The 25,072-nt window shown below is 59.0% G+C and carries 24 protein-coding genes, 1 tRNA gene and 1 pseudogene; 16 read left to right on the top strand and 10 right to left on the bottom strand.

What is annotated here, in order from left to right; all coding sequences use genetic code 11:
* The first annotated feature begins 598 nt into the window (after positions 1–598).
* The 6 genes and pseudogenes from AB5Y90_RS08095 to AB5Y90_RS08120 all read left to right on the top strand — a co-directional run bounded on the left by AB5Y90_RS08095 (position 599) and on the right by AB5Y90_RS08120 (position 7,331).
* Positions 599–675: transfer RNA gene (locus AB5Y90_RS08095), tRNA-Arg, on the top strand.
* 383 nt (positions 676–1,058) lie between these two features.
* Entirely contained in the window at positions 1,059–1,943 is an 885-nt protein-coding gene (locus AB5Y90_RS08100; protein ID WP_307895368.1) for a DMT family transporter, read from the top strand.
* A 105-nt stretch (positions 1,944–2,048) separates the two neighbouring features.
* Positions 2,049–3,986 (top strand): annotated as a pseudogene (locus AB5Y90_RS08105) (methyl-accepting chemotaxis protein).
* 500 nt (positions 3,987–4,486) lie between these two features.
* A complete protein-coding gene (locus AB5Y90_RS08110) occupies positions 4,487–5,629 on the top strand; it encodes a porin (protein WP_167564719.1) in 1,143 nt (380 codons plus the stop codon).
* A 95-nt stretch (positions 5,630–5,724) separates the two neighbouring features.
* A complete protein-coding gene (locus tag AB5Y90_RS08115) occupies positions 5,725–6,414 on the top strand; it encodes a DUF2057 domain-containing protein (protein WP_257123585.1) in 690 nt (229 codons plus the stop codon).
* Positions 6,415–6,503: 89 nt separating this feature from the next.
* Positions 6,504–7,331, top strand: coding sequence for an SDR family oxidoreductase (locus tag AB5Y90_RS08120; protein WP_257123587.1), 828 nt, complete (start codon positions 6,504–6,506; stop codon positions 7,329–7,331).
* Positions 7,332–7,422: 91 nt separating this feature from the next.
* Here the strand turns inward: AB5Y90_RS08120 and AB5Y90_RS08125 are convergent, their stop codons facing one another.
* Positions 7,423–7,755, bottom strand: coding sequence for a DUF1904 family protein (locus tag AB5Y90_RS08125; protein WP_058059412.1), 333 nt, complete (start codon positions 7,753–7,755; stop codon positions 7,423–7,425).
* A gap of 88 nt (positions 7,756–7,843) precedes the next feature.
* Here AB5Y90_RS08125 and AB5Y90_RS08130 point away from each other — a divergent pair, with 88 nt between their 5' ends.
* From AB5Y90_RS08130 to AB5Y90_RS08145, 4 genes are all read left to right on the top strand, one after another.
* Positions 7,844–8,731, top strand: coding sequence for a TraB/GumN family protein (locus AB5Y90_RS08130; RefSeq protein ID WP_307895369.1), 888 nt, complete (start codon positions 7,844–7,846; stop codon positions 8,729–8,731).
* 136 nt (positions 8,732–8,867) lie between these two features.
* Entirely contained in the window at positions 8,868–9,047 is a 180-nt protein-coding gene (locus tag AB5Y90_RS08135; protein ID WP_005338733.1) for a DUF3149 domain-containing protein, read from the top strand.
* A 187-nt stretch (positions 9,048–9,234) separates the two neighbouring features.
* Positions 9,235–9,816, top strand: a complete 582-nt coding sequence (gene smrA / locus AB5Y90_RS08140) for a DNA endonuclease SmrA (protein WP_005338734.1) — start codon at positions 9,235–9,237, stop codon at positions 9,814–9,816.
* 138 nt (positions 9,817–9,954) lie between these two features.
* Positions 9,955–11,433, top strand: coding sequence for a carboxypeptidase M32 (locus tag AB5Y90_RS08145; protein ID WP_307895370.1), 1,479 nt, complete (start codon positions 9,955–9,957; stop codon positions 11,431–11,433).
* Between the two features lie 119 nt (positions 11,434–11,552).
* Here the strand turns inward: AB5Y90_RS08145 and AB5Y90_RS08150 are convergent, their stop codons facing one another.
* From AB5Y90_RS08150 to AB5Y90_RS08175, 6 genes are all read right to left on the bottom strand, one after another.
* Positions 11,553–11,954 (bottom strand): VOC family protein, encoded by a 402-nt coding sequence (locus AB5Y90_RS08150; RefSeq protein WP_058057319.1) that lies wholly within the window; start codon positions 11,952–11,954, stop codon positions 11,553–11,555.
* 94 nt (positions 11,955–12,048) lie between these two features.
* Positions 12,049–13,668, bottom strand: coding sequence for a polymer-forming cytoskeletal protein (locus tag AB5Y90_RS08155; protein WP_307895371.1), 1,620 nt, complete (start codon positions 13,666–13,668; stop codon positions 12,049–12,051).
* Entirely contained in the window at positions 13,665–14,225 is a 561-nt protein-coding gene (locus tag AB5Y90_RS08160) for a PilW family protein (protein ID WP_058059416.1), read from the bottom strand. Before AB5Y90_RS08160 ends, AB5Y90_RS08155 begins: the two co-directional genes overlap by 4 nt.
* The gene (locus AB5Y90_RS08165; RefSeq protein ID WP_158111417.1) at positions 14,219–14,611 is read right to left on the bottom strand and encodes a prepilin-type N-terminal cleavage/methylation domain-containing protein; all 393 of its coding nucleotides are present in this window, start codon (positions 14,609–14,611) and stop codon (positions 14,219–14,221) included. The genes AB5Y90_RS08160 and AB5Y90_RS08165 overlap by 7 nt, the downstream gene beginning before the upstream one ends.
* Complete coding sequence (locus tag AB5Y90_RS08170; RefSeq protein ID WP_307895372.1) at positions 14,608–15,024, bottom strand: GspH/FimT family pseudopilin; 417 nt, start codon at positions 15,022–15,024, stop codon at positions 14,608–14,610. Before AB5Y90_RS08170 ends, AB5Y90_RS08165 begins: the two co-directional genes overlap by 4 nt.
* Position 15,025: 1 nt before the next feature.
* A complete protein-coding gene (locus AB5Y90_RS08175; RefSeq protein WP_005343572.1) occupies positions 15,026–15,415 on the bottom strand; it encodes a type IV pilin protein in 390 nt (129 codons plus the stop codon).
* Positions 15,416–15,826: 411 nt separating this feature from the next.
* Here AB5Y90_RS08175 and AB5Y90_RS08180 point away from each other — a divergent pair, with 411 nt between their 5' ends.
* Both AB5Y90_RS08180 and AB5Y90_RS08185 read left to right on the top strand, forming a co-directional pair.
* Positions 15,827–17,365: an AlkA N-terminal domain-containing protein gene (locus AB5Y90_RS08180; protein ID WP_307895373.1), complete on the top strand. Its 1,539-nt coding sequence runs from the start codon at positions 15,827–15,829 to the stop codon at positions 17,363–17,365.
* Complete coding sequence (locus AB5Y90_RS08185; protein ID WP_307895374.1) at positions 17,362–17,862, top strand: methylated-DNA--[protein]-cysteine S-methyltransferase; 501 nt, start codon at positions 17,362–17,364, stop codon at positions 17,860–17,862. The genes AB5Y90_RS08180 and AB5Y90_RS08185 overlap by 4 nt, the downstream gene beginning before the upstream one ends.
* Before the next feature lie 58 nt (positions 17,863–17,920).
* On the opposite strand, the gene AB5Y90_RS08190 is transcribed toward AB5Y90_RS08185, so the two are convergent.
* From AB5Y90_RS08190 to AB5Y90_RS08200, 3 genes are all read right to left on the bottom strand, one after another.
* Entirely contained in the window at positions 17,921–19,780 is a 1,860-nt protein-coding gene (locus tag AB5Y90_RS08190) for a U32 family peptidase (RefSeq protein ID WP_307895375.1), read from the bottom strand.
* 97 nt (positions 19,781–19,877) lie between these two features.
* The gene (locus tag AB5Y90_RS08195) at positions 19,878–20,486 is read right to left on the bottom strand and encodes a LysE family translocator (protein WP_058057313.1); all 609 of its coding nucleotides are present in this window, start codon (positions 20,484–20,486) and stop codon (positions 19,878–19,880) included.
* A gap of 127 nt (positions 20,487–20,613) precedes the next feature.
* Positions 20,614–21,555: a LysR family transcriptional regulator gene (locus tag AB5Y90_RS08200; RefSeq protein ID WP_150390343.1), complete on the bottom strand. Its 942-nt coding sequence runs from the start codon at positions 21,553–21,555 to the stop codon at positions 20,614–20,616.
* 226 nt (positions 21,556–21,781) lie between these two features.
* Between AB5Y90_RS08200 and AB5Y90_RS08205 the strand changes: the two genes are divergently transcribed.
* The 4 genes from AB5Y90_RS08205 to AB5Y90_RS08220 all read left to right on the top strand — a co-directional run bounded on the left by AB5Y90_RS08205 (position 21,782) and on the right by AB5Y90_RS08220 (position 25,056).
* Positions 21,782–22,870: a ketoacyl-ACP synthase III gene (locus AB5Y90_RS08205; protein WP_021230362.1), complete on the top strand. Its 1,089-nt coding sequence runs from the start codon at positions 21,782–21,784 to the stop codon at positions 22,868–22,870.
* 784 nt (positions 22,871–23,654) lie between these two features.
* The gene (locus AB5Y90_RS08210) at positions 23,655–24,338 is read left to right on the top strand and encodes a methyl-accepting chemotaxis protein (RefSeq protein ID WP_230848162.1); all 684 of its coding nucleotides are present in this window, start codon (positions 23,655–23,657) and stop codon (positions 24,336–24,338) included.
* Positions 24,339–24,347: 9 nt separating this feature from the next.
* A complete protein-coding gene (locus AB5Y90_RS08215; RefSeq protein WP_005338778.1) occupies positions 24,348–24,716 on the top strand; it encodes a response regulator in 369 nt (122 codons plus the stop codon).
* 13 nt (positions 24,717–24,729) lie between these two features.
* Positions 24,730–25,056, top strand: a complete 327-nt coding sequence (locus AB5Y90_RS08220; protein ID WP_005349569.1) for an STAS domain-containing protein — start codon at positions 24,730–24,732, stop codon at positions 25,054–25,056.
* Positions 25,057–25,072: the final 16 nt, after the last annotated feature.

Genomic DNA, 25,072 nt, shown 5'->3' on the forward strand with positions numbered 1-25,072 from the left:
GGAACTGCTACAGGTATCGTGAAATGGAAATCCCGCCCTAACAAGCTCGATTGTCGGCTGACAACGGGGTATCTGCACCAGAGAACCCGCTGGCCCGAACTGCTATAGGTATCGTGAAATGGAAATTCCGCCCCAACAAGCTCGATTGTCGGCTGACAACAAGGTGATCTGCGCCGGAGTGCCAGCAGGCCGCAACTGCTACAGGTAGCGTGAAATGGAATCCCGCCCCTAACGAGCTCGATTGTCGGCTGACAACGGGCTGATCTGCACCAGAGAACCCGCTGGCCGGAACTGCTACAGGTATCGTGAAATGGAAACTCGCCCATCCAGTGACGACGATTGTTAGCTGACAACGGTCTCGGTGGCCGCTGGCGATCCAATTATCGATATCATGAATGGCAAAAAGGGCAATAGATAAGTCTCGATGAGGTCAGATTGGAGTAAGCAATCGAGGACTAAAAATCATTTTTAGCCGTGTAGTGGCTCCCTACCAAATAATCTGAACAACAAGCACCCAATCAGGCTAAAAAAGAATCTTTCCGACAGCAAAACTACTCAGCTGTTTATTTTTATTAGTATTTTTATATAATGCGCGCACGTCCCAGTGGCACAGCTGGATAGCGCGCGCCCCTCCTAAGGGCGAGGTCGCAGGTTCGAATCCTGCCTGGGACGCCATCTCGTAACCTCATTTCACCCCCAATAATGCATTTGCGCATGCGTTGCAAGTATTATTTTGCGCTATTTCAGCGCTATTCAAATCCAAAAATGCACTTAAACCATTGTTTTTTAACGATATTTTTTATTCAAAAGCTCTTATAACCATCCCCTCCTAAGGGACAGGCCACTGGTTAGACTCCAGTCGGGAGCGCCATATAAAACAAGGGGTTGGCATCTTCACGATGCTAACCCTTTGGTCGTTTTTGGCGACAATGAATCCGACCATCCAACCGTAATGACCCTCTCCTTTCTGCGTTCAGAGCATGCGCTCTCTGATAGACTGCTTCTCTTCGGCTTGTCTTTGAGGCCAAGCCCTGTTTCATCTTGCAAAGGAGTGTTGGATGTCCGGATGTTCCTGGTGGGATAGATCCACCAGTTTTGCACTGCTGACCATTGTGCTGTGGGCCTCGCTGGCGGCGCTGACGTCACGGGTCACCAGCGTGTCACCACTGGTGCTGGTCGGGCTGGTGCTGTTTTTCTGCGGGGTTGGGGCCTTGCCGTTTTGGCGCCAGTGGCGTGCTCGCCCGATTACCTGGCTGGTGACGGTTACGGCATTGCTGCTCTACCATCTGCTGCTCTTTATAAGCTTTCGCCATGCCCCCGTGCTGGAGGCCAACCTCATCAACTACCTCTGGCCGCTCTGCATCATTCTGTTCACCCCTCTGTTGTTGCCCGGCCATCCACTCCATGCCCGTCACCTGCTGGCTGGCGCCTTTGGTCTGGCGGGTTCCATGCTGGTGATGGTCAATGGCGAGCTGCAACTGCAGCAGGCCTATCTGCCGGGATACCTGTTGGCGCTCGGTGCAGCTGTCGTCTGGGGAGCCTACTCGGTATTATCACGCCGTCTGCCGCCAGCCCCCGCCGTGGTCACTGCGGCAGCCTGTCTGCCCGCGGGTTTGCTGGCGCTGCTGCTTGCCCGTCTGCTGGAGGGGCCCCTGCCGCTCGCGCAGATCCCCACCAGTGACTGGTGGCTGATCATCGGGCTGGCGCTGGGCCCGATGGGGGCGGCCTTTGTGACCTGGTATCTGGCACTGCGAGACGGCGATCCACGCCGGATCGGTGCCCTTGCCTACCTGACACCTCTGCTGAGCACCTTGCTGCTGGTGTTGCTCAATGGAGAAACGCTGACCTCGCGCCATCTGCTGGCCGGTGCACTTATCATGGGAGGCGCCCTGCTCGGTATGCTTGGCCAACGCAACCGCGCTCAGGTATCCCCAGCCAGTTAAGCCGGCAAGATAGGGTTACCTGACCATGCTGTCATAAAAACGCCATCATCCCTGTTTAGGCTCGGGCCACGCTCCCCCATGGTCTGTGCTGACAGGAATTACCCCGTGAAAATCGCCCATTACGCCACCCTATCCTCCCTTGTTTTGTTACTGGTTGCGGGAGGACAGGCGCTGGCCCTCTACCACGGCTGGCAACAGCTTGCCCGCACCAATCAGGCCCAGCATCAGCACGAGACGCTGCAACAACTGGTGACGGTGACCCTGCAAAACAGCCTGCGTGACTACCTCAACAGCGGCGATCCACAGCAACTGACCGCTGCGGAGAAGATCCGCCAGCAAGCACTCTCCTCACTGGCCGCTCAGGATGATGCCGTGGCGGCCCCGCTCAGACAGCAACTCGAACAGATGGCGCAGCGCATCGCGCACGACTATCAGGCCGCAGGCAAGCTCTCGGGCAACAGCCAGCTGCTGCTGCAAAATGCGGAGAGTGAGCTGGGCAGCCAAGCTATGGCGCTGATCCGCTATGGGGAGCAAGGCGCCAGCACAGAACAATCTGCCGCAGCACAGCAATATCGCAGCGGCGCAGCCGAGATCCTGGCTGGCCTGCCGCGCCTCGCCCATTTGCGCCAAAGCTATATGGAGCAGGGCAATGAAAAGCTGCTCGAAGGGATCCGCTTTGAGCTGGAGGCACTGCAAAAACAGGCGCAAGCGCTGCAAGCCTTGCCGCTGCTCGGCCTGTATGAAGAGGCGCCCGCCGATGAATTCACGCTGGGGGAGCCGGTGCGCAAGGAGCTGGGAGATCAACCGCGCAGCGAATTACGCTCACTGCTGGGCCGCTATCCGCAGGAGCTGGCCAACAGCCGCACGGCGCTACAACAGCAACAGGCTGGCCGCCAGACCGTGCAGCAAGACATCATGGCCATGTTGCAAGCGACCAGACAGATGGGGGAACAACTTGCCCGCGAACGGCAAGCCGTCAATCAGGAGCTGGCCACCATCCTCGGCACGCTAGCGCTCTGTCTGGTGATAGTCGCCCTGCTGTTTGCGCTGGTGCAACGACGTTGGCTGCTCACCCCCTTGTTGCGACTGCGCGGAGCTTTTATGCAACTCGATCAGACGGGGCAGGCCGAGCCGTTGCCTACCGGGCGCGATCGCAACGAGCTGGCCGATATTGTTGCCAGCTACAATCGGCTGATCGGTCGCCTGCAACTGGACCAACAACAAAAAGAGGGGCAGCTGTCAGCGGTATCCCTCAGCCTGCAAGGGATGGTCAGTCAGGTTGACGAGATCCACCACAGCACCCGCACCACCGAACAGGTGGTCGACGAGAGCGGCCAGATGATGGATGAGCTGAACCAGCTGGCCGGAGAGGTCCATCAGGTCGCCGCCGACATCGCCCAGCATGCCCACCATAACGAACAGGCGATGAGCCAGAGCGAAGATCTGGTGGGGAGCATGCTACACGCCACTCATCAGACAGGACTGGCGATTGACGAAAGCGATGAGGCGCTGCAAGCCCTCACCCGCTCGGTTGCCGATGTGACAGCCATTGTCGATGTGATCGGTCATATCGCTCAGCAGACCAACTTGCTGGCCCTCAACGCCGCCATCGAAGCGGCCCGCGCAGGGGAACAGGGACGAGGCTTTGCCGTGGTTGCCGATGAAGTGCGTCATCTCTCGGCCAATACCCAGCAATCCCTCAACCAGATCACCGATATTCTGGGGCGCCTGACCCAATCCGGCGAACAACTTGGCACTGTACTGAACCGGATCACCAGCTAATCAAGCCGCCAGCGGGCGCAGGCGGAACAACTGCGCCAAACTACCCAGGCAGTGCGGGAGATCGCCCGGAACACCGCAGTGATCGCCCTGCAGGGGGCCGACAACGCCAAAAGTCAGGAACACAAACTGGCCAGTTTTGCCGATCTGATCGCCCGTATCCATCAGCATGCCCGTCAGGTGAGTCAACTCTCGATGCAGGTCTCCTCCCATATCCACCATCAGGCGCAGCAGATCCCCCGCATCCTCGGCCAGCAAGGCTGAACCCTATTCGTCCCATATCCCCACCAGATCACTTTCCCTCAACCAGAGGGAAAGTTTTTTTGTGGCACAAAATTATCTGTTATCGGCAGGTTAACTGACACCTCTTCCCCCGTACCGGATGAAAACCCGCACTGGCGCTGGCTGCGGCCTCAAGAAAACGCTCTCATCACCGTAATACCTGCCATGAGCCTGTTTACGACCTTGCCCATGATTATTTGCACTCGGTCATACTTTTGAAACGTTGAGGGAACTTTTCATTGATATTTCGCACCGCGAACGTACTCTTGGGGTTGTCCGATAGCCAAGAATCGGAACATAAAAAAACAACATGTGATGATCAGGACTGCCAACTACAGATGTGCCAAGACATCCGGGTTTGCAGGTAGCTAAGACAAGATCTTTTGCCCTTCGGGGTGTTGATTGCAATACCGATAATCGAGCGGAAGGCACACAGCCAACTGCCGAAAAAAAGCTAAGTCCATAAAATCAGGAGCTATCTTATGTTCAATAAATCCGCACTGGCTGTTGTCATTGCTTCAGCTTTCGCACTGCCTGCTCATGCAGATATCAAGAATGTCGACATCTATGGCCAGATCGCAATCTCTGCCTGGACTGGTGCTGACTGGGCAACCGTTGATGCCAATGGCGGATACGAGAACCCCATCAAGATCGAAAATGAATCTCGCATCGGTTTCCGTGGCAGCAAGGATTTTGCCAACGGCCCCAAGTTTATCTGGCAAATCGAATCCGGCAACGTCGGTGAGTCTGGCGGTGACGGCAAGCTGGGGGTGCGCGATACCTTCGGTGGTTTCGAGTGGGAAGGGATAGGTAAAGTTCGCGCAGGCCGTATGCTAACACCGCTCTATGAAGTGCTTGACTGGCCGTACAGCAGTATCTCTACCGGTAAAGTGATGGACTGGCGCGGCGACATCATCGGTGGTGGTAACTACGATCGTCAATCCAACATGATCCGCTTTGACTCCGCCAACCATAGTGGCTTCAGCTACAACCTGGCGCTGGGCCGCGGTAACAATACCAATGATGCCAGCTCCAACTTCTATGGCCTGGGCGCTCACTACAATACCGGCCCGCTGACCCTGCACGCGACCTATGAAAAAGGTACTGACCGCAAAATCGAAGAGGGCCATTTTTATGGAACGCAGAAGACCGCTGAAGCTAAAACTGATGAACTCCTGACGCATAGTAAAGGAACAGGCGACTCAAATGCCTATCTGCTGGGCTTCGAGCTGAACTTTGACAATGGCCTCGGTTTCTATGGTGCCTATAAGCGCCTGACCGCCGATTATACCGACATGGACTTGGATGTTAGCGGTGTAGGCACCTCACAACTGAACGGCATGTCACAAGATAGCTACACCTTGGCCACGATATACAACACAGGTCTGTGGCAGTTCAAACTCGCCTATGCCGCCAACCTGAAGCCTGAATTTGAAACTGCCGCTGGCGACTTTAAGGTGAGCGAGTTCAGCGACTCCATCATCTCCGGTCAGGTCATGTACTTCCTGGATGACTCGGCCGTTGCCTATGTTCGTCCTTACTATCTGCAGCGCCGTGGTCTGTCAGTGGTACAAGATGGTGATAAAGAGTTTGGTCTGGGCATGGGCGTAGAATACTACTTCTAAACCTTGGCTTGTGTTCCCTGTATGTAATGCCTACTTGGCGGGCCCTTACAGGGCCCGCCTTTTTAGTTGTGATGAAGACAAGAGGTAAACCAGAAATGAAAAAGACCATTATGGCAGCATTAATCGCCACACTACCCTCTGTCAGTCAGGCTGCAGTCAATCTGGAAATAGGCAGAGGGGTAGAACTCGTTGCGGTCAATGGTATTCCGGTTGACTCCCCACTGTTTATTGGCAAGGTAGACAATCAATCTTTGCCCGACGGAGACAATCAAATTGCGATTAAAATCTCTCAATTAGTCAAAGATAAAAACAATACAAAAAAATATAACTCTCATGTACATGTATTGACATTTCATGCTGCAAACCAAGCGATATCGGTAGAAGCACCGAGGTTGCAAACATGGGAGCGAGGAGAGGCGTTTGACAAACAACCACAATGGAAACTCTCGTCATCCGGCAACACCGTTTCATACAAACTTGGTGAGCTGGTCTCTATGACCAATATGTCCGTGCTCCGTAATTTTGGCGAAGAGCTTGATGCATTTAACCGTAGCAACCAACCGGCAGCACTGCCTCAACTGGCAGGAGCAATGCAGGGTAATGTGAAAAACGTATATGACTTGCCAACACAAGGTAGCAAAGTGATTCCAGCAGCTGTAGCCACAAAATCCATTCAGCCTTCAGATACCAGTGGCTCAGCCCCCCAACAAGCGCGATTCTGGTTTGATAAAATGACCCCAACCGAGAAACGTGATTTTATCTCTTGGGCAGCGCAAAACCTGTAAAAAACACTGTCTATCACACGAAGCCCGCTTTTATGCGGGCTTTTGTTTCATGTATCCTCAACCGACACATCGCACAGAGATTTCCCATCATGCCCCGTGTTGTTCTGATCACCGGTTGTTCCAGCGGTATTGGCCTCGCCGCCGCACAGGCGCTCGGGCAGCACGGTTTTACCGTGATCGCCTCGGCGCGCAAGGCGGAAGATGTGGCCCGTTTGCAGCAACAGGGATTGCTGGCAGTTCAGCTGGATCTGGCGGACCCTGCCTCCATCGAGCTGGGTGCCAGTGCGGCACTCCATCTGGCAGGCGGGCGCCTCTATGGCCTGTTCAACAATGGCGCTTATGGCCAACCCGGGGCGCTGGAAGATCTGCCCACCGAAGCGCTCAGGGAACAATTCAATACCAACCTGTTTGGCTGGCACCATCTGATCCGTCAGGTGCTGCCGCCGATGCTGGAGGCCAAAGAGGGGCGGATAGTGCAGAACAGCTCGGTTCTGGGACTGGTTGCCATGAAGTATCGCGGCGCCTACAACGCCAGCAAATTTGCGCTGGAAGGTTATAGCGACACTCTACGCCTCGAACTGGCGGGTAGCGGGGTACATATCAGCCTGATTGAACCGGGCCCCATCGATACCCGTTTTCGTGCCAATGCCCGCAGCGCCTTCTTGCGGCACATCGATCCGGCCCAGAGCCGTCATCAGTCGGCCTACCGCCAGACCCTGACACGGCTGGAAAAAGAGGGGGCCACCAGCGGCTTTACCCTCCCAAGCGAAGCCTGCATCCCGCCGCTGCTCCATGCGCTGACCCACGCCCATCCCAAGGCACGCTATCCGGTGACCACTCCGACCCGGCTGTTTGCCTTCCTGCGACGGGTATTGCCCACTCGCTGGCTCGATAAACTGCTGGCCAAATCGGCCTGATCCCGTGATGGGCGACAAGCATCCTGCCGCCCAAGTGGCGTTAGCCGGGTAGCGGCATCACCCGTCCCGCCAACCTGGTTTTTCCCTCTCTTCAATAGTGCTCGCCATTGCTGTAGTAGGCGCTCTTGACCAGAGGGATCACCTGCACCACCACATAGGTCTGCTCCCCCAGCACCCGTTTCAAATGGCGCGTGATAAGGCGCGCGGCCGCGTCCTGCATCTCTTGTGGCCGCTCGAACCAGTGCAGCTCAACAAACGGAAAACCCGTCTCTGGCTCGCCGTTGCGGATCCAGCAGCTCTCCACCCGCTCCATGGTGACAAACTCCGGCTTGCCGCCGGTCAGCTCGCAAAGCTCGGCCTGCAGCGGACCACTCACCTGTTGCAGGGTATCGAGCGTCACGGCGCGAAAACGAAGATGGGGCATGGCAAACCTCTTGGTTATCTGAAATGAGGACTTATCATAGGGGTTATTGTCAGCAAGAGAAGTCACCCGGCGCATATTAAGGATCCCCATGAGATTTCATCGCTCCCTCTTTGTCTTCCTGCTCTGCCTGCTGCTACCGCTGCACGCCTTTGCCGATCCCGCCTTCTATCGGGTGAGCAAGGGCAACCAGCAACACTGGCTGCTGGGCTCCATCCATGCGGGCAAACCTTCCCTCTATCCTCTGCCCGAGCCGGTGGAGCGTGCTTGGCTGCAGAGTCGCGCACTGGTGATGGAGGTGGACATGAACAGCATCACGCCGGATCAGTGGCAACAGACCAGCTCCCTCACCCGACTGGTGGATGGCAAACCGCTCAAGGATCATCTGCCTGCCGAGCTCTATCAACGCACCCTGATGGCGGGGGCCCGCTATGGCATCGACGAGGCTACCCTCGCCACCCTGCGCCCCTGGTTTGCCGCCATTACTCTGACCCAAGCCGCCATGGCCCGCTCCGACTTCAAGAGTGAACTCGGGATAGACCAGCACTTTGCCGTCCGGGCCGCCAAAGAGGGCAAACCGGTAGTAGGTTTTGAAACCCTGCTGGAGCAGCTCGGTTATCTGGCCAGCGTGGGTGACAACCAGACCCTGATGCTCGCCAGCACCCTGGATGAGCTACCGATGCTGGAGAGTGGTTTCGCCGCCGTGATGAAGGCGTGGCAGCAGGGGGATGAGGCGACGCTGATCAATCTGCTCAAGGAGGAGATGGCCCCGCCCGCGCTACAAAGCTGGATGGAGCAGACCCTGCTGGCCGAGCGCAACCATAACTGGCTAAAAAAATGGTCTACCCTGCCCAACGAGAGCTTTATCGTGGTAGGCGCCCTGCACCTTTACGGCGAGCAGGGGTTGCTGGCGTTGCTGGAGCAGCAAGGGTGGCGCATTACCCCGCTCACCACACCGGGCCCTGTGCAGGCTCGGTAGCAAGGAGTCCAGTGAGAACGATCACAGAACGCGCTGGTTATTAAACAACCTGCAAGGGAGTTGATCGGGATCATCCCGGACAGGGCAAAGAGGTATTTATCATGCCTGTCATCAACCGGGTGACAGGAGCAATAAAATGGACTTTTGGCTGGACCTGATGTTTGGCAACAGCGTGGGATTGATGTCGATGCTGGTGATTATCGGCACCTTCTTGCTCATCAGCTCTTACGCGGCCTACTTCATCTACAAGGTGATGCACTCGCAACCGCCTCATTCACAGCAACCCCATTCTCAACAACCCAAAGAGGGCAAATAATCCTCTGACCACAGGCGGCAGTTCACACTGACCGCCTGTGCTGTTTTATGGTTCGCGACTGTGATTCCCGGGCCAGGCTGCACCAGCGTCCATGCTGGGCGCCCCTTATCCCCTCCCCCTTTCCCCGTTTTCTGTGCCGGTTGCGGCCGTTATAATGGCCCCCACTTTTTCTTATGGGGAGCCTGCCGTGTCTCATAACGACGAACTCTCGCTATTTATGAATGAAGTGGCCGACGTACGGCCCATTCGCAGCGACAACATCCATCCCCATGCGGCCAAATCCGCCCCGACCGAGGCGCAGCTCGCTCGCCGCCAGGCTGCCACTGCCGAACAACTCGCCCTCGACCACCTCACCATGGAGGCCATCGAGATGCGCGATCCGCACGAAATCGTCGGCTTCAAACGCGATGGGGTGCAGGAGGGGGTCTACAAGAAGCTGCGGCTCGGCAAATATGAGCTGCAGGCAAGTCTGGACTTGCACCAGAAAACCCTCAATGAGGCGCGCCAGACGCTGGTGCAGTTCATTGCGGATTGTGAAGTCCGGGATATCCGCTGCCTGCTGATCCTGCACGGCAAGGGGGAGCGCAGCACCCCGCGCGCCCTGCTGAAAAGCTATGTCAGCGCCTGGTTGCCGCAACTGCCCGCCGTCATGGCGATCCACAGCGCCGAACGTCGCCACGGCGGCAGCGGCGCGCTCTATGTGCTGCTGCGCAAAAGCGAACGCAAAAAAGCGGAAAACCGCGAACGGCACCAGAAGCGGCTCGGCTAACCCGCCTCTCGCCACTACGCCTTTGGCCCACCTGCATGATGGTGGTCAACGATGCGGCGGCGGTGTTAGCATCGAACGGCCCCGAGCATGCCAGGTACGGGGCGGCATACCATCAGGGACGATAACAAGGACAATCCCATGTCATATCAAAAGCTTGAACAACATCAGCAGCAGATCCACCGCTTTAGCCACCTCGCCGCCATCTGCGGCTGGGATCAGGCGGCCATGATGCCGGAAGGGGGCAACGATGCCCGCGCCGAAGCGATGGCCGAACTCGGTCTGCTAATCCACCAGAAGCGTACCGCTCCCGAGCTGGGTGACTGGATTGCCAGGGCCGAGAGTGAGCCGCTGGATGAAGTGCAACGGGCCAACCTCGGCGAGATCAAGCGCCAGTGGCAAGATGCCAGCCTGCTGCCCGGTGAGCTGGTCGAAGCGCTGTCGCTCGCCGGCAGCAAGTGCGAGCACGCCTGGCGCAGCCAGCGCAAGAACAACGAGTGGGCCGGTTTTGCTCCCAATCTCGAGGAGGTGGTGAAACTCTCCCGTGAAGTAGCGCAACTGCGGGCCGATGCGCTTGGCGTGCGCCCCTACGACGCCATGCTGGCGCTCTATGAGCCGGGCATGACCAGCGCACGGCTCGATCAGATCTTCGGCGATTTGGCCAGCTGGCTGCCGGCTCTTATCCAGACCGTGAGTGAACAGCAGAAGGGCGATGCCCTGCTGCTGCCGCAAGGCCCCTTCCCCATCCCGACCCAGCAGGCGCTCGGTCAGGAGGTGATGGGACTGCTCGGCTTTGATTTCGCCCACGGCCGCCTCGATGTGAGCAGTCACCCCTTCTGTGGCGGCGTGCCGACCGACGTGCGGATCACTACCCGCTATAACGAGCAGGAGTTTGTCTCCAGCCTGATGGGCATAGTGCACGAGACCGGTCACGCCCGTTACGAGCAGGGACTGCCGCGCCATCTGCTGGGTCAGCCGGTGGCCGAAGCGCGCTCCATGGCGATCCACGAGAGTCAGAGCCTGTTTTGCGAGATGCAGCTGGGGCATCATCCGGCCTTCCTCGCGCTGCTGGCACCACGCATTCGTCACCACTTCGGCGAACAGGCGGCGTTTGCGCCGGACAATCTGGCCAAGCTCTACAGCCGGGTCGAACCGGGCTTTATCCGGGTCGACGCGGACGAGGTGACCTATCCGGCCCACGTTATCCTGCGCTACGAGCTGGAGCGCGATCTGGTGGAAGGGAAGATCGAGGTGGCCCACATCCCCGAGCTGTGGGATGCCAAGATGCAGCAGTGGCTGGGGCTCTCCACCAAGGGCAACTACCGCAATGGCTGCATGCAGGATATTCACTGGACCGACGGCTCGTTTGGCTACTTCCCGAGCTACACCCTGGGTGCCATGTATGCCGCCCAGCTGCGTTTTGCCCTCGAAAAAGAGCTGGGCAGCATGGGGGAGGTGATCGCGGCGGGTCGCTTGCCGGAGATCTTCGGCTGGCTCGGGCGCAACATCTGGTCACAGGGGAGTCTGCACAGCACCGACGAGCTGGTGCGCCGCGCCACCGGTGAAGCGCTCAACCCGCACTGGCTGCGCCAGCATCTGGAACAGCGCTACCTGAAGTAATGAGCACAGTAAGCTAACAACAGAACGGGGCCCTTTTTAGTTGACCACTACAGGGCCCCGCTTTTATGGCGGTGCATGGCACAGCACACCGTCACAGCAATGCTGCACAAAGAAAGGATTCAGAGAGGATCAGGGGAACCCAGCAACTCGCGCAGTTGCAGGATATTGCCCTCCGGGTCGAAGGCGTTGCGCACCACAAAGCCGGGCCCCGTCCACTGCTGTGGCAGCAAACCGCCGCCGAGATCCGCCGCCTTCGCTTCTGCCCAGGCGAGGCTGGAGACGGTGAAGAACAGCTTGATGGCCCCCTCTTCCCGCAGTGCTGGTGGCCGCTTGATAACGACTTGCTCGGCATAAGGCTCGGGAATGGCGTGGATCAGCAGCTGGATATCGCTGTTTTCCAGCACCACCAACTGCTCATCCTGACTGCAGACCACCATCTGCAGCAATGTACGGTAAAAGTGGGTCAGCAGGCCCGGATCCTTGGCATAGATCAGGGCACCGGCGCGAGCGGGGCCTGGCATGGAGCACTCCTCAACAGTGAACGGCTGGGTGGACAGATCTCCACCTTCTCACAGTTGCGCGCCCCGTTCGATCCTTTTTAGCGGCTCACCAGCCTCATTGCACAAAGTGCCACTGCCGCAGTGCCAGCGTCGGAGGCGGCCCCTGCTCATCCCCCAAATCCGCCATGCCCAGCGCCTCGTCATAGTGCACCCCGCCCGCACCGCTCTCGGTCAGGTGCTTGGCACGCACCGCCCCGTACAGACCGCCACTTCCGCTGATCTGCATCTCGGTCAGCGGGGCATAGAGGGCGGCATAGAGCGGGGTATTGCCCGACAGCTTGATCCCATCCTTGCCGCTATAGGCGGAATAGATGGAGATAGCAGGCGTACCGCCAGCGGTCAGCCCCTGCTTGGCTGCCGTCACCTCGGCACCGGCCCCGAGATCGACCTTGCCGCTGACGATCAGGGTCAGGCTGCTCCCCTCGCTCACCGTCAACTTGTTGCTGCCAGTCATGGTGAAATCCTTGTCGATCAGCAGCACCACATCCCCCTTGATGGTGAGGCTGGCATCGGCCCCCATATTGAGGCTGTCGAGCTGATAAATGGTCTGATCCTTACCAAACAGCTCCCCCTTGCCGGGTAGCGGCAGGTCGGGCTTGTGCTGGTTGCTGCTGGTGACCGAGCCAGTGGAGGGATCCGTGGTCAGCACCATCTGCTGGGTGGCCCCGAGCGTCAGCGGGCCATTGATGGGCAGCGTTGCAGGAGGGAACGATTTGGGCAGCGCGGCCACATTGAGCGGGTCACACACCTGTCCGGCCACCGGTGGTAACCTGGGATCGTTGCGGTACTCGGGATCCAGATATTTCTGGTTCTCCTGATCTTTAAAAAAACCAGCGCCACCATAATTGAGCTTGCCGCTGTCGATGCTGGTGCCCCAATCCATGGAGACATTACCGTTGACCGCAACCTGACCACCGATGCGCCCCCCTTTCAGGGTCAAACTGCCGCCCCCTTTCACATTGCCGGAGACCCGGACAATCTTGTCAGAAGAGGGGGAGATAATGACGTCACTCCCGGCATTCACGTTGCCGGAGATGGGGGAAGATCCGTTCAGGGTCACGGAGCCCGTCGCCCGTACATCGCCCCAAATTGGCGAATTGCCGTCGAGCACTACATTGGCCTTGTCACTGACAGTCGCCACCTTGGCATTCTGCTTAATGTTGGTGCCGCCATATTTGCCCTTGCGCGAATCGTAGCTGTCGATAAAACCGCTACCGGAGAGGCTTAGCCCTTCACACGCCACCACCGAATCCTGAAAGATGAGATTGCCGGGCTCGCGCTTAAGGGTAAACAGGGCGTTGAGGCTGGCATTCCCCTCCAGATAGTGACCATGGCTCTGCAACGCCAGCTTGCTGCCTGTGGAGGCTTCCAGCTGATCGATGCTGAAGCGGCTGCCCGCCATGGCGCCTTCCCCCTTGCCAGGCACCTTCTGCACCAGTTGCTCCCACTCTATCCGCGGTTCGGCGCCAAGCGCCTGATGCAGTGCACGATAACTCTCGTTCATCCCCTGCTCGGCACTGAGCTGCGCATTGATCTTCTTGTGAAAATTGCCGCTCAGGCGAGCCTGCAACTGGTTCTCCTGAATGCTGGTAAACACCAGCAGACTCGACAGCAGGCTCACCACCAGCACAACCAGCAGTACGGCTCCCCGCTGCCCCTGCAATCCCTTGTTCATCCCGCTCCCCCTGCTGTGGCGTTGGCACCGGATGTGGCCAACGCTTCCGCCCAGACCGCCTTGCGGCGGGCCACCTGCACCTCTACTCCCGGTGCCAGATAGCTCGGCAGCCCTTCGGGCAAGATGCGGATATTGACCAACGCACCCTGCTGGCCGAATTCAAGATCCTGAAGATGGGCCAGCAACAGGCGCGGACCATCTCCGTCATCGCAACTGAGCACCGGCGGTGTGAAGCGGTACTGCTCGGTAAAATCGGCGGTTTTCTGGTTGCCAAGGCAGGAGAGCACCTGATTGCCCCCCTCTACCTTGAAGGCCAGCGTCAGGCGATCAGGGGTGACGGCTATCAGCTGATCCGCCTGCTTGATGCTGTTGGTAAAGGTGAGAGTGGCAAAGCGCAACACCTCGTTCGCCTGCTCCAGCGCCTTGCTCTGCTCGACCGTGCTCTTGATCGGGGCGTAACCGGCAAAAATCGCCAGCATCAGCATCAGACCGAGCACCATAGAGATCATCAGCTCGACAAGACTGACACCTCGTTGCCGGGAGTGGACGCTCAGCATAAAGGCGGAAATCCTGCGTTCAGCTCCACCCGCTTGGCGCCGGAGACCCGCTCATCCTGCCACTCGATAGCGACCACAAAGTTGTCGCTATAACGGTTCGGCAGCACCAGCCGGTGGCCATCCTGCAGGGTGAAGCGGGCAAGAAAATCGGCCTGGGTGAACCGCTCGGGCTTGCGCTGCACTTCACACAGCGAACTCCAGATCTGCTCCACGCTGTTGCTCGCCTCGATCGTAGCCAGGGTGCTCTGCAAGCTGTAATGCGCCTGCTGCAACGAGACCAGCTGCCCCTTGGCGAGACCGAGAAACACCATCACCGCCAATACCATGGAGACCATGATCTCCACCAGATTGAAGCCCTGCTGGCGGGCAAGTGCGGCGTGCCTCATGAGCAGCTCCCTTGCAGCAGCTGGCCGCTCGGGGCAACGCAGAGCACCCGCTGCTCACCGAGGCGATTGGCCAGAATGATCTCGGCGTGGCTGCTGCCGGTTGGCGCGATCTGGATGGGGTCAAACGGCTTGATCACCACTCCGCCAGCAGGAGCTGCCACCTGACGAAGCAACTTGCTGTCAGCCATCACCACCCAGCCACCGTTCTCGGTGCCCTGCAGTACCACCGGCAGGGTCAGCTTGACCGCTTCGCTGCGGGCAAAACGGTAGGCAGACGCGAGCTCGGTCGCGCTGCGATCGAGCCGTTCGGCCGCGAGGCGCTGACTCATGGAGGGCAACCCGACCAATAGCAAGATGGCGGCGATGCCGACCGTGATCATCAACTCAATCAGGGTAAATCCGCGCACATTCATTTTATGATCCCCAGCAGTCATGGCGATTGGCCGCGCGATAACCGGTCTGATCGAGGGTCAGAGTGCCGCACTCATCCTGTTGTCGCGTCGTTGGAATGGCTTTGAGCAGGTAGTCGCCAGCATCTTGCTGGCTGTAGCTGAACTGGTAGAAATCCGTGTTGGAAGGGGTGGCAAACGTGTCGGGATAACGTCCCTGTTGGGTATAGATACGTTCGAGGGCGAGCGCCTGCTCCAGCAATTGCTGCTGCGCTTCGTAACGACGTCCCTGTTGCAGATAACCCTGATACGCTGGCAACGCGATGGCCGCGAGAATGCTGACAACCGTCATGGCGATCAACAACTCGATCAGACTAAAGCCTCGGCAATGGGGCCATGCCTTACAGTCGTTCACTTATCATCCTTGGCAAGTGTTGTTGTTATTGGTCGGCCTAAGGCCGCAGATGTGATGACTTAATAATCATCAAAAATTAACTGACTCGATTGAACAACACAAAATCGCCACACTCAACGTAAAAAAGATAGTTATGTGATCTATTATTAATTTTTAAGCAGTTTTCGCCGCCACTAATCTCGCTAAGAAAATAAAGCTAGGGCAATCGTGCCTCCGACCCGTCCGTTATGCCCCCTTCTGTCGAGCCGCGACATATGAATAACAGCGTGACGAAGAGTGAAACCCGGCCGTGCAATGAAAGAGCAAAAAAACCTTTGGCCAATTTTTGCTATCCCTGTCCGTTTCTGGCTAGTCACAGCCCCCGAGCCCCCTTACTCTCTTGCCATCTATTCCAGCAAAGCCGCCAACACCATGAATGCAAAGCCCAGCCCAGAGTCGTCACAAGATGAGGTGATCAACACCCTCAGCCGTGAGCAGTGTCACGCCGCACGGCTCACCCGCGATGCTCGCTTCGATGGCCGCTTCTTTACCGGCGTGCTCTCGACCGGCATCTACTGCCGGCCAGTCTGCCCGGCACGGCCACCGCACGAGCACAATGTGCGCTACTTCCAAAGCGCCGCGGCCGCCGAGCAGTATGGGTTGCGACCCTGCCTGCGCTGTCGCCCTGAGCTGGCCCCCGCCGCCCTTGGCGATCTGCCGGTTGAACTGGCACGTCTGCTGGCACGCATCGATCGCGGCGAGCTGGCTGACGGCACGCTCTCTGAATTGGCCGAAGAGGCCGGGATAAGTGAACGCACCCTGCGCCGCCAGTTCGAGCAGCACCTCGGCGCCTCGCCAAAACAGGTGGAGCAGACACGCCGCCTGCTGCTTGCAAAAAGGCTGCTGACCGAAACCGGGCTGCCCATTACCGACATCGCGTTTGCCGCCGGCTTTGCCAGCATCCGCCGCTTCAATGACGCCTGGCTCAACGCCTACGGACTGGCCCCGCGCACCCTGCGCCAACAAGAGGATCATGCGCCAGAGCACATGAGCGATCAGCCCCGCGGCGCAACCCTGACGCTGCAACTGCCCTACCGCCCCCCGTATGACGTAGCGGCCATGCTGGCGTTCTACCGGCTGCGGGCGATCCCCGGGCTGGAGCGAGTAGATGGCGAGGTGTATGAGCGGCGCTATCGGGTCGGCGATCAGGTCGCGCAGGTGCGTATCGCGCAGGGCAAGGGGCACAGCCTGCAGCTCACCGTCCATGATCTGCCGCTCGCAGCGCTGCCCGATCTGCTCTATCGGGTGCGCCGGATGTGGGATCTCGATGCCGACATGCAGCGGATCGGCGATCTGCTCGGTCAGGATCCGCTGCTCGCCCGTTTGCAGGCACGCTGGCCCGGCGTGCGGTTACCGGGTGGCTGGGACGAGTACGAGGTGATGCTACGCGCTATCGTCGGCCAGCAGGTCTCGGTCAAGGGGGCCATCACCATACTGGGGCGACTGGTGGCACGCACCGAGGCGCAATACGGGGTGGCGCAGCTGCCGACCCCCGCCCAGCTGTGCGAACTCGATCTCGACGGCATCGGCATGCCGGGCAGCCGCATTCGCACCCTGCGGGGAGTGGCGCAGGCGCTGGCCAGTGGCGAGCTGACCCTCACGACAGCCAGTGATGAGCAGTTGCTGACGCTACCGGGCATAGGCCCCTGGACGGTCTCTTACTGGCGGCTGCGCTGCGGGCTGGATACCGATGCCTTCCCCGCCTCCGATCTGGTGCTGCAAAAGGCGCTGGGGGGCGGCGCCAAGCTGCCGGTGAAGGAGGTGTTGGCGCAGAGTACAGCGTGGCAGCCGTGGCGCAGCTATGCGGCCAGCTGGCTGTGGCACGCCATGAGCGAAGCGCCCAATTTGCTGCGCCATGCCACCGGCAACGAAAAACAGCCAGATAACCAACAACAGGAGATAACCCCATGATCCGCTACGATATCCTGCCAACCCGCTGCGGCGATCTGCTGGTCGCCATCAATGAATCTGGTCTGGTGCACGTGGACTTTGTGGCGGGCCTGCGGGCACTGCCCGATATGAGTGGCTGGCAGCAAGATCACGAGGCGTTGGCCCCCTTCCTCGCCGAGTTTGACGCCTATTTTGCCGGTCGCTTGCAACGCTTCTCCCTGCCCCTTGCCGCCCATGGCACCGCCTTTCAACAAGCGGTATGGCAAGCGCTGTGCGACATCCCCTACGGCGAAACCCGCAGCTACAGGGATATTGCCCGCGCCATCGGCAAACCCGATGCGGTGCGGGCAGTGGGCGCGGCGAACGGCCGCAATCCGCTCTCGATCATCGTTCCCTGCCATCGGGTGATCGGCCAAAACGGCAGCCTGACCGGCTATGCGGGAGGATTGGAGATCAAAAAAGCGCTGCTGGCGCTGGAGGGGGGGCAATTAAAGGGAGGTGGGCAATTAAAGGAGTGAGGGCAGAGAACCTGCGATAAAAATTGCCCCTTTCCTGACTGAGAAAGGGGCTCATTGATCAGCGTTTCAGGCTGCCCATCACATGCATTTCGCAGCGGTTGCAGTCAAAACGCAGGCGGAAGGTGTCTTTACCCATCTTGAGTTCCAGCGGCTCGGCCTTGAGACCGGGCACCTCGTTCGGGCAGAGGTTCTGGCTATAGCGGATGCAATGCTTGGTGATCATCAGCACCACTTCCCGCTCCTCCTTGTTCGCCTCATAGGCAGGAGCAATCCGCTCCACCCCGTGCTCATGGAAGAACTTTTCAGCCGCGCTGTTCAGCACATTGCCAAGGTAGGAGAGACGGTGCTGGGGATAGTTGATATCCCGCAGGGCGATACGTCGCTCGGGGCGCTGGTAGCTGGCCACGCGAGCCGCCTCCAGCGCGGCGATGCCGTCCCGGCGCAAACCGTTGAGCTGTGATGCGGCGATAAATAGCGGCCTCGTTACTACCAACTCAATCTTGCGCGCCACAAACAGGGTATTGCCGAGTTTGCCAAGCTGATCCCGCGCCTGTTGCAGCGCCCGCTCCGGGTTGTCGGCCGGCTGCTTGTCGCACGGCAGGGTCACCGCAACGCTGATGCCCTGCTCGTCGGTGAGCGTGAGGATCACACCCTCATCGCACTCAGCCAGCACCATATCGACCCGAATGCGGCGATCCGCGCTCGCCTTCTCCAGCATCTTGCTGAACGCCTGATCGTGGTTGCGGTAGATTTCGGTCCCCACCTTTAGCCCCGGCATTCGTTCTGACAGGAGTAACTGCTTACCTTCGACCTTGTTGAGGCGCATCCCCACCAGCTCGTTGTTCGGCTTGAAGAAGCCCAAACCGTCGCCGTTGTTGAGGGTGACCTGCTTGCCGTCGATCTCGATGCCATCCTTGGTCACTCGGGTGACGCGCCCCAGCGATTCGCCCACATATTTCGGGCTCTTGGTGGAGTCGATCCCCTGCTGGCGGCCATGGAGGAAGTAGTCTGTGCTGCCGCGGTTGAAACTTTTCTTGGGGTCAGGCGTGAAGCTGTAGCTGCAACGACCCGCCGAGGCGGCGACCAGATCGGAGCGGCTGTCGAGAATGGCGTCGAGCTTTTTGCGATACCAAGCGGTGACGTTCTTGACGTAGTCGAGCCCCTTGAGGCGCCCCTCGATCTTGAACGAGCGAATGCCCGCCTCGATCAAGGCCTCCAGGTTGTCAGTCTGATCCATATCCTTAAGCGACAGCAGGTGGCTGTCGGCCACCAGCACTTCGCCATCCGGCTTTTGCAGCGAGCAGGGCAGACGGCAGAGCTGGGCACACTCACCACGGTTGGCGCTGCGGCCTGTACGGGCATGGCTGATATTGCACTGGCCGCTGTAGGAGACACAGAGCGCACCGTGGATAAAGAACTCCAGCTGCACATTGGTCGCCGCGCTGATCTCGCGGATCTGCGCAAGAGACAGTTCGCGCGCCAGCACCACCTGAGAGAATCCCACATCCTGCAGAAACTTCACCTTCTCCGGCGTGCGGTTGTCGGTCTGGGTACTGGCATGAAGCGCGATGGGTGGCAGATCGAGCGCCAGCAGCCCCATATCCTGCACGATGAGCGCATCTGCTCCTGCTTCATAGATTTGGTGGGTCAGCCGCCGGGCCTGCTCCAGCTCATGATCGTGCAGCAGGGTGTTGAAGGCGACAAAGACCTGGGCGCCGAAACGGTGGGCGTGGCGCGCCAGCGCCTCGATATCCTCGATGGAGTTGCCCGCCGCACTGCGGGCGCCAAAGGCCGGCCCCCCCATGTAGACGGCATCGGCACCATGGTTGATGGCTTCGATGCCGTAGGCGAGGTTCTTGGCCGGAGCCAGCAGCTCCAACCGGTTGTTGTGGCTTAACGGGTGCTTGTTCTGGTGCATGGTCTCGGGATCAGGGCGGACAGCAAATGGGCGCTACTCTAGCCCATTCACCACCCGCGTGCCTTGATCCCGCTTAAGGTATCCGCAAAATGCAGGATTAGATAACCACCTTGAGTGCCAGTCCCAGCAGCACCAAGCCGCTCACCTTGTCGATCACAAAGGATTTGGCTTTAAGCCACGCCAGCACAGGCCCGCGCGAGAGCACCAGTGCCACCAGCACGTACCAGACGGCATCGATCCCGCCCGCGGTTAGCATCATGATGCCCCCTTCGCTCCAGCCGGTATCGGCCCGCACAAACTGGCTGAACAGAGCGATGAAGAAAACCGCCAGTTGGGGGTTGAGGAAGGCCACCATAAAGCCTTCAAATGCCCCCTGCCGACCACGCAACTGATGCACCTCTTCATTCCCTTCGTCACTGGCTGGTTTTGCCAGCAGGGCTTTCACCCCGAGCCAGGCAAGAAATGCGGCGCCGCCGTAGCGGATCAGATCAAACAGGATCGGGGTCTGGGTGATCAAAATGGAGAGGCCGAGCGCCGTGACCAGCGCATAGATACCAACCCCGAGGCCGTGTCCGAGCGCGGTGGCGACGCCGTGCCCCTGCCCACCCTGCACCGTGTTGCGAATGATCAGCGCCAGACTCGGCCCCGGGCTGATGGCCCCCATCACGCAGATTGCGGCCAGTGCCAGCCAACTCGTCAGTTCCATGCATTTCCTCTTTATATGCTCGATATGATGACCTGCATTCAGGGTACCGGCTGAGCCATTATGCCAGTAGTGAAAGTTATGAATAGATTCCATAACCAATGGCTATGATGCCACACAACTGACTGGGCTAACCGCCGAGATCGAGCAGCTTGTGACTCTCGCCAACGGTACGTTGCAGGTGATCCCGCAGGAAGGGGTAGGCCAGCTCGCGAAACCAGCGGTGGGCCGGATCCTGATGGTGACGCTGGTGCCACAGCAGATGATACTGCTGGTCGCGGGTAGCAAAGGGCAGATCGACAAAGGTGAGCTCATGGCCGCAGGAGAGCTGCCAGGCGATATGAGCAGGGGTGGTCATCAGGCAATCGGTGCGCAGCAACACCTCCACAGCCGCCTGAAAGAAGGGAACTCTGGCAAACCAGCGCCGACTCAGTCCCTGCGGCGCCAACACCTGCTCCACCGGGCTGTCCTTGTCGCCACCGCCACTCACCTGCAGGTGAGGCCAGGCGAGATAGTCATCGAGACTCAGCGCCTTGCCTGCCAGCGGATGGTGACGTCCCATCAGCACCGCCAGCCGATCTTCCCCCTGATGCAGACCGCGTATCTGCTCCGGTACCTGCTCGGTGATGGTAGAGACCAGATCCAGCTCGGACTGCCACAACTGCGGCAGCTGACGTTTGTCCCACAGGCTGTACTCCAGCGCCGCCAACGGCGCCTCTTTGGCGAGCGCGGCACAGATATCGGGCAGGATATGCTGGGCCACATAATCAGAAGAGGCGAGCCGAAATACCCGCTCGCAGCGGCTCGGGTCAAACCCGGGGGCCTCGTAGAGCCGCTCAAGCGCACCGAGAGAGTCCGCCAGTTGAGCGGCCAGCGCTTCGGCCCGTGGCGTCAGCAGCCAGCGTTGCCCCTCCCGCACCAGCAACTCGTCATCAAACTCGCTGCGCAACTGGGCAAGCTGCTTGCTGATGGAGGGCTGACTCAGGTGCAGCAGCTCGGCGGCGCGGCTGATATTGCGGGTCTCCAGCAGCACCTTGAGGGTCGGCAACAAGTTGAGATTGGCTCTGAGCAAGGAGATACCCTCATCGGTGGGGAAACGCCTATCTTAGGGCAGAGGAGTCCCGCGTTTTAAGCAAAATTTCCTGCCATGTTCAGCACGTTGCAGCCCTTTGCGACCAGATGGCACAGCGGATCCCCCCGCACATAACCATGACCACAAGATGACAGTGGTTGTCTCGTACGGCATAATTGCACGATTTTCCGCCCGCGGGCGATCCACTTTGAGAAGCGGTAACAAGATGAAATACGCCAATATCACCGGCTGGGGCAAATGCCTGCCTCCCTCCGTGCTGACCAACGATGACCTCAGCACCATCATGGATACGTCAGACGAGTGGATCTATCCGCGCACCGGCATCAAGGCCCGCCGGATCTCCCATGTCAGCACCTCGGATCTCGCCACCCTGGCCGGTCGCCGTGCACTGGCCTGCGCAGGTCTGGAAGCGAGCGACCTCGATGGCATCATCCTGGCCACCGCCACCCCGGACAACCTGCTGCCAAGTGCCGCCTCTGCGGTGCAGAAGAAGCTGGGCGCCGTCAATGCCGCCGTGTTTGACCTCAACGCGGCCTGCACCGGTTTCGTCTATTCCCTCTCCGTCGCCACCTCGCTGGTGCAGACCGGCATGATGAAGAAGGTGCTGGTGATCGGCGCCGAGCGCCTCACCTACCTGCTGGACTGGGCGCGCCGCGATACCGCCGTGCTGTTTGGCGATGGTGCCGGTGCCGTGGTAATCGAGGCGAGCGAGCAGGAGTGTGGCCTGATCGCCAACAAGCTGGGCTGCGACAGCGAAGCGCGGGAGATCCTGCACGTACCGAACTTCGGTACTGATAGGGTGCGTTTTGCCGACATCGATGGTCTGTTCACCTTCAACTTCGAAGGGCCGGAGATCTTCAAACGCGCCGTGCGCGGCATGGGGGAAGCCACCAGCACTGTGCTGGCGCAGGCCGGTATTGCGCCGGAGCAGGTCGACCTGATCGTGCCGCACCAGGCCAATATCCGCATCATCGAGACCCTCGCCAAACGGATGAATGCGCCGATGGAGAAGGTGATGGTCAACATCGAAAACTACGGCAACACCTCCGCCGCCACTGTGCCCATCGCCCTTTGCGAAGCGCTGGAGCAGGGCCGCGTCAAGCCGAACTCCTATCTGCTGACCGCCGCTTTCGGTGCCGGCCTGACCTGGGGGGCCGCCATCATCAAGTGGGGCGATCGCGTCACCCCCATCAAGGCGTGCGATGCCGAACTGCCCCCGTGCGACAAGAGCGCACTGGAGCTCATCGCCCACGCCGTGGAAGGTTGCCAGAAGGCTCACGCCAACGAGGCTTGATCCTCATCAGGAGTCTGAATCCTCAGGCTCCCTCTCTCCTTTTCATCCCCACCAAGCTCTGCCCCCCACTTCGCAAGCCGCTTGATACGGCAATCGCTGATACAAACAACTCCGATTTGCAGCCAATTAATTTTTTTCCGCTAACCTTATTGTGCCAACTATAAATAAAGAAAAGAGCGTCAAGGGGCACCATGACTGTTTCGGTCCCGCGCCTTTACCTCTTACCAAATAATTGCACAGGGATAAGCTACGTATGGCACAACACAAAAGTGGCGTGAACACACCGCTTTGGGAACCGGTTTGCTGGATTTGCTGCATCGGGCTTGCTCTGCTCAGCTGCCTGTTGCTGCAGCTCGCCGATGCGCTATCACCTCTCTACCTGCTGCTCAATGTGCTGGTTGGTATTGCCGCCGCCCTCTGGACATCCAGTCACTTCCACCAGCACACACTCCGACATCGTGCAGGAGAGGAACAAACCGTCGCAACCGATCCTCTCGCCCACTCCATCATCGGGCTCGAACAGGTGTGCGAGAAAGCACTCCCCATCTGGTCCCAGCAAATTGAAAGCTCTCGTCAACAAACCGAAGCCGCGATGATTGACCTGACTCAACGCTTCAGCGGCTTGGCCAACAAGCTGGAAGAAGCTGTCAATGCTTCTCATCTGGCAGCGGGAGAACTGGGTGATGCCAATTCCCGTGGCATGGCTGGAGTCTTGAGCGAGAGCCAGCAGCAGCTCAATGAAGTGGTTGCCATCCTGCACTCCGCCCAGGCCAATCGGGACGCCATGTTGGGTGAGATAAAAAGCCTGACCACCTACACCATAGAGCTCAACACCATGGCCATGGATGTGGCCAAAATCGCCTCCCAGACCAACCTGCTGGCCCTCAACGCCGCCATTGAAGCGGCTCGTGCAGGGGAAGCAGGTCGTGGCTTTGCTGTGGTCGCGGATGAAGTGCGCAACCTCTCCCGCCTCTCCAGCGAAACCGCCCAGAAGATGACCGACAAGGTAGATACCATCAATACTGCTATCGGTCGCGCCTTCCAGATTGCCGAAAATGCTGCCGCACGGGATCACGCCTCGGCGCTCAACTCGGAGCAGACAATCGAACAGGTGCTGGCCCGTTTTCGCCATGCCACTGACAGCCTGGCGGAATCCGCCTCCCTGCTGCAAAACGAGAGCACCGATATCCATCGCGAAATCTCCAGCGTCATTGTCTCGCTGCAATTTCAAGACAGAGTCAGCCAGATCCTCAGCCACGTCAGACAAAACATGGAGAGCCTCTCCAGCCATCTGGTTGCTTCGGAGCAGAGCAGCAATGCGACAGGGCCAATCCAGATCGATGCCAATCGCTGGCTGGCAGAGATGGAGCTCTCATACGCCACCGACGAACAGCGCAATATTCACCATGGTCGCACCACCCGTACAGTCAACGCGCAACCAAGCAGCGCCGACATCACATTTTTCTAGGAGAGAGATATGGGCAAAACGATCCTGATCGTGGATGACTCGGCAACTATTCGCCAAGTCGTGGGCATGACCCTCAAGGGAGCCGGTTATGAGGTCATGGAAGCCTCTGACGGCAAAGATGCGCTCAACAAACTAGATGGCAAGAAGATCAACCTGATCATCAGTGACGTCAACATGCCGAACATGGATGGCATCACCTTCGTCAAAGAGGCCAAAAAGCTGGCCAACTACAAATTTACCCCTGTCATCATGCTGACCACCGAGTCTCAGGACAGCAAGAAGCAGGAGGGACAAGCCGCAGGAGCCAAAGCTTGGGTGGTCAAACCCTTCCAGCCCGAACAGATGCTGGCCGCAGTCGCCAAGCTCATCATGCCGTGATCCGGAGCACATCATGCAACTACAGAGTGAGCTACTCGACAACAAGGTAGTGGTGACCATGCCGGACGAGATCACCATTTATACAGTCAGCGAGCTGAAAGATGCTCTCTCGCCCTTATTGCATCAGGGGAACGAACTGGAGCTGAATCTGGCGGCGGTATCCGAGATAGACAGCGCAGGGCTGCAACTGCTGCTGGCAGCGAAGAAAACCGCTCTGCAGCAGGGCACCTCCCTGGCGCTGGTCTGGCACAGCCATGTTGTGCTTGAACTGCTGGAGCTCTGCCAACTCTCGGCCTTTTTTGGCGACCCCACCCTCATCACCCATGGCGAACGGCCCTGAGCCACCATGACAAGGA

This window comes from Aeromonas sp. R4-1 (assembly GCF_040908325.1).
Lineage (GTDB): Bacteria > Pseudomonadota > Gammaproteobacteria > Enterobacterales > Aeromonadaceae > Aeromonas > Aeromonas veronii.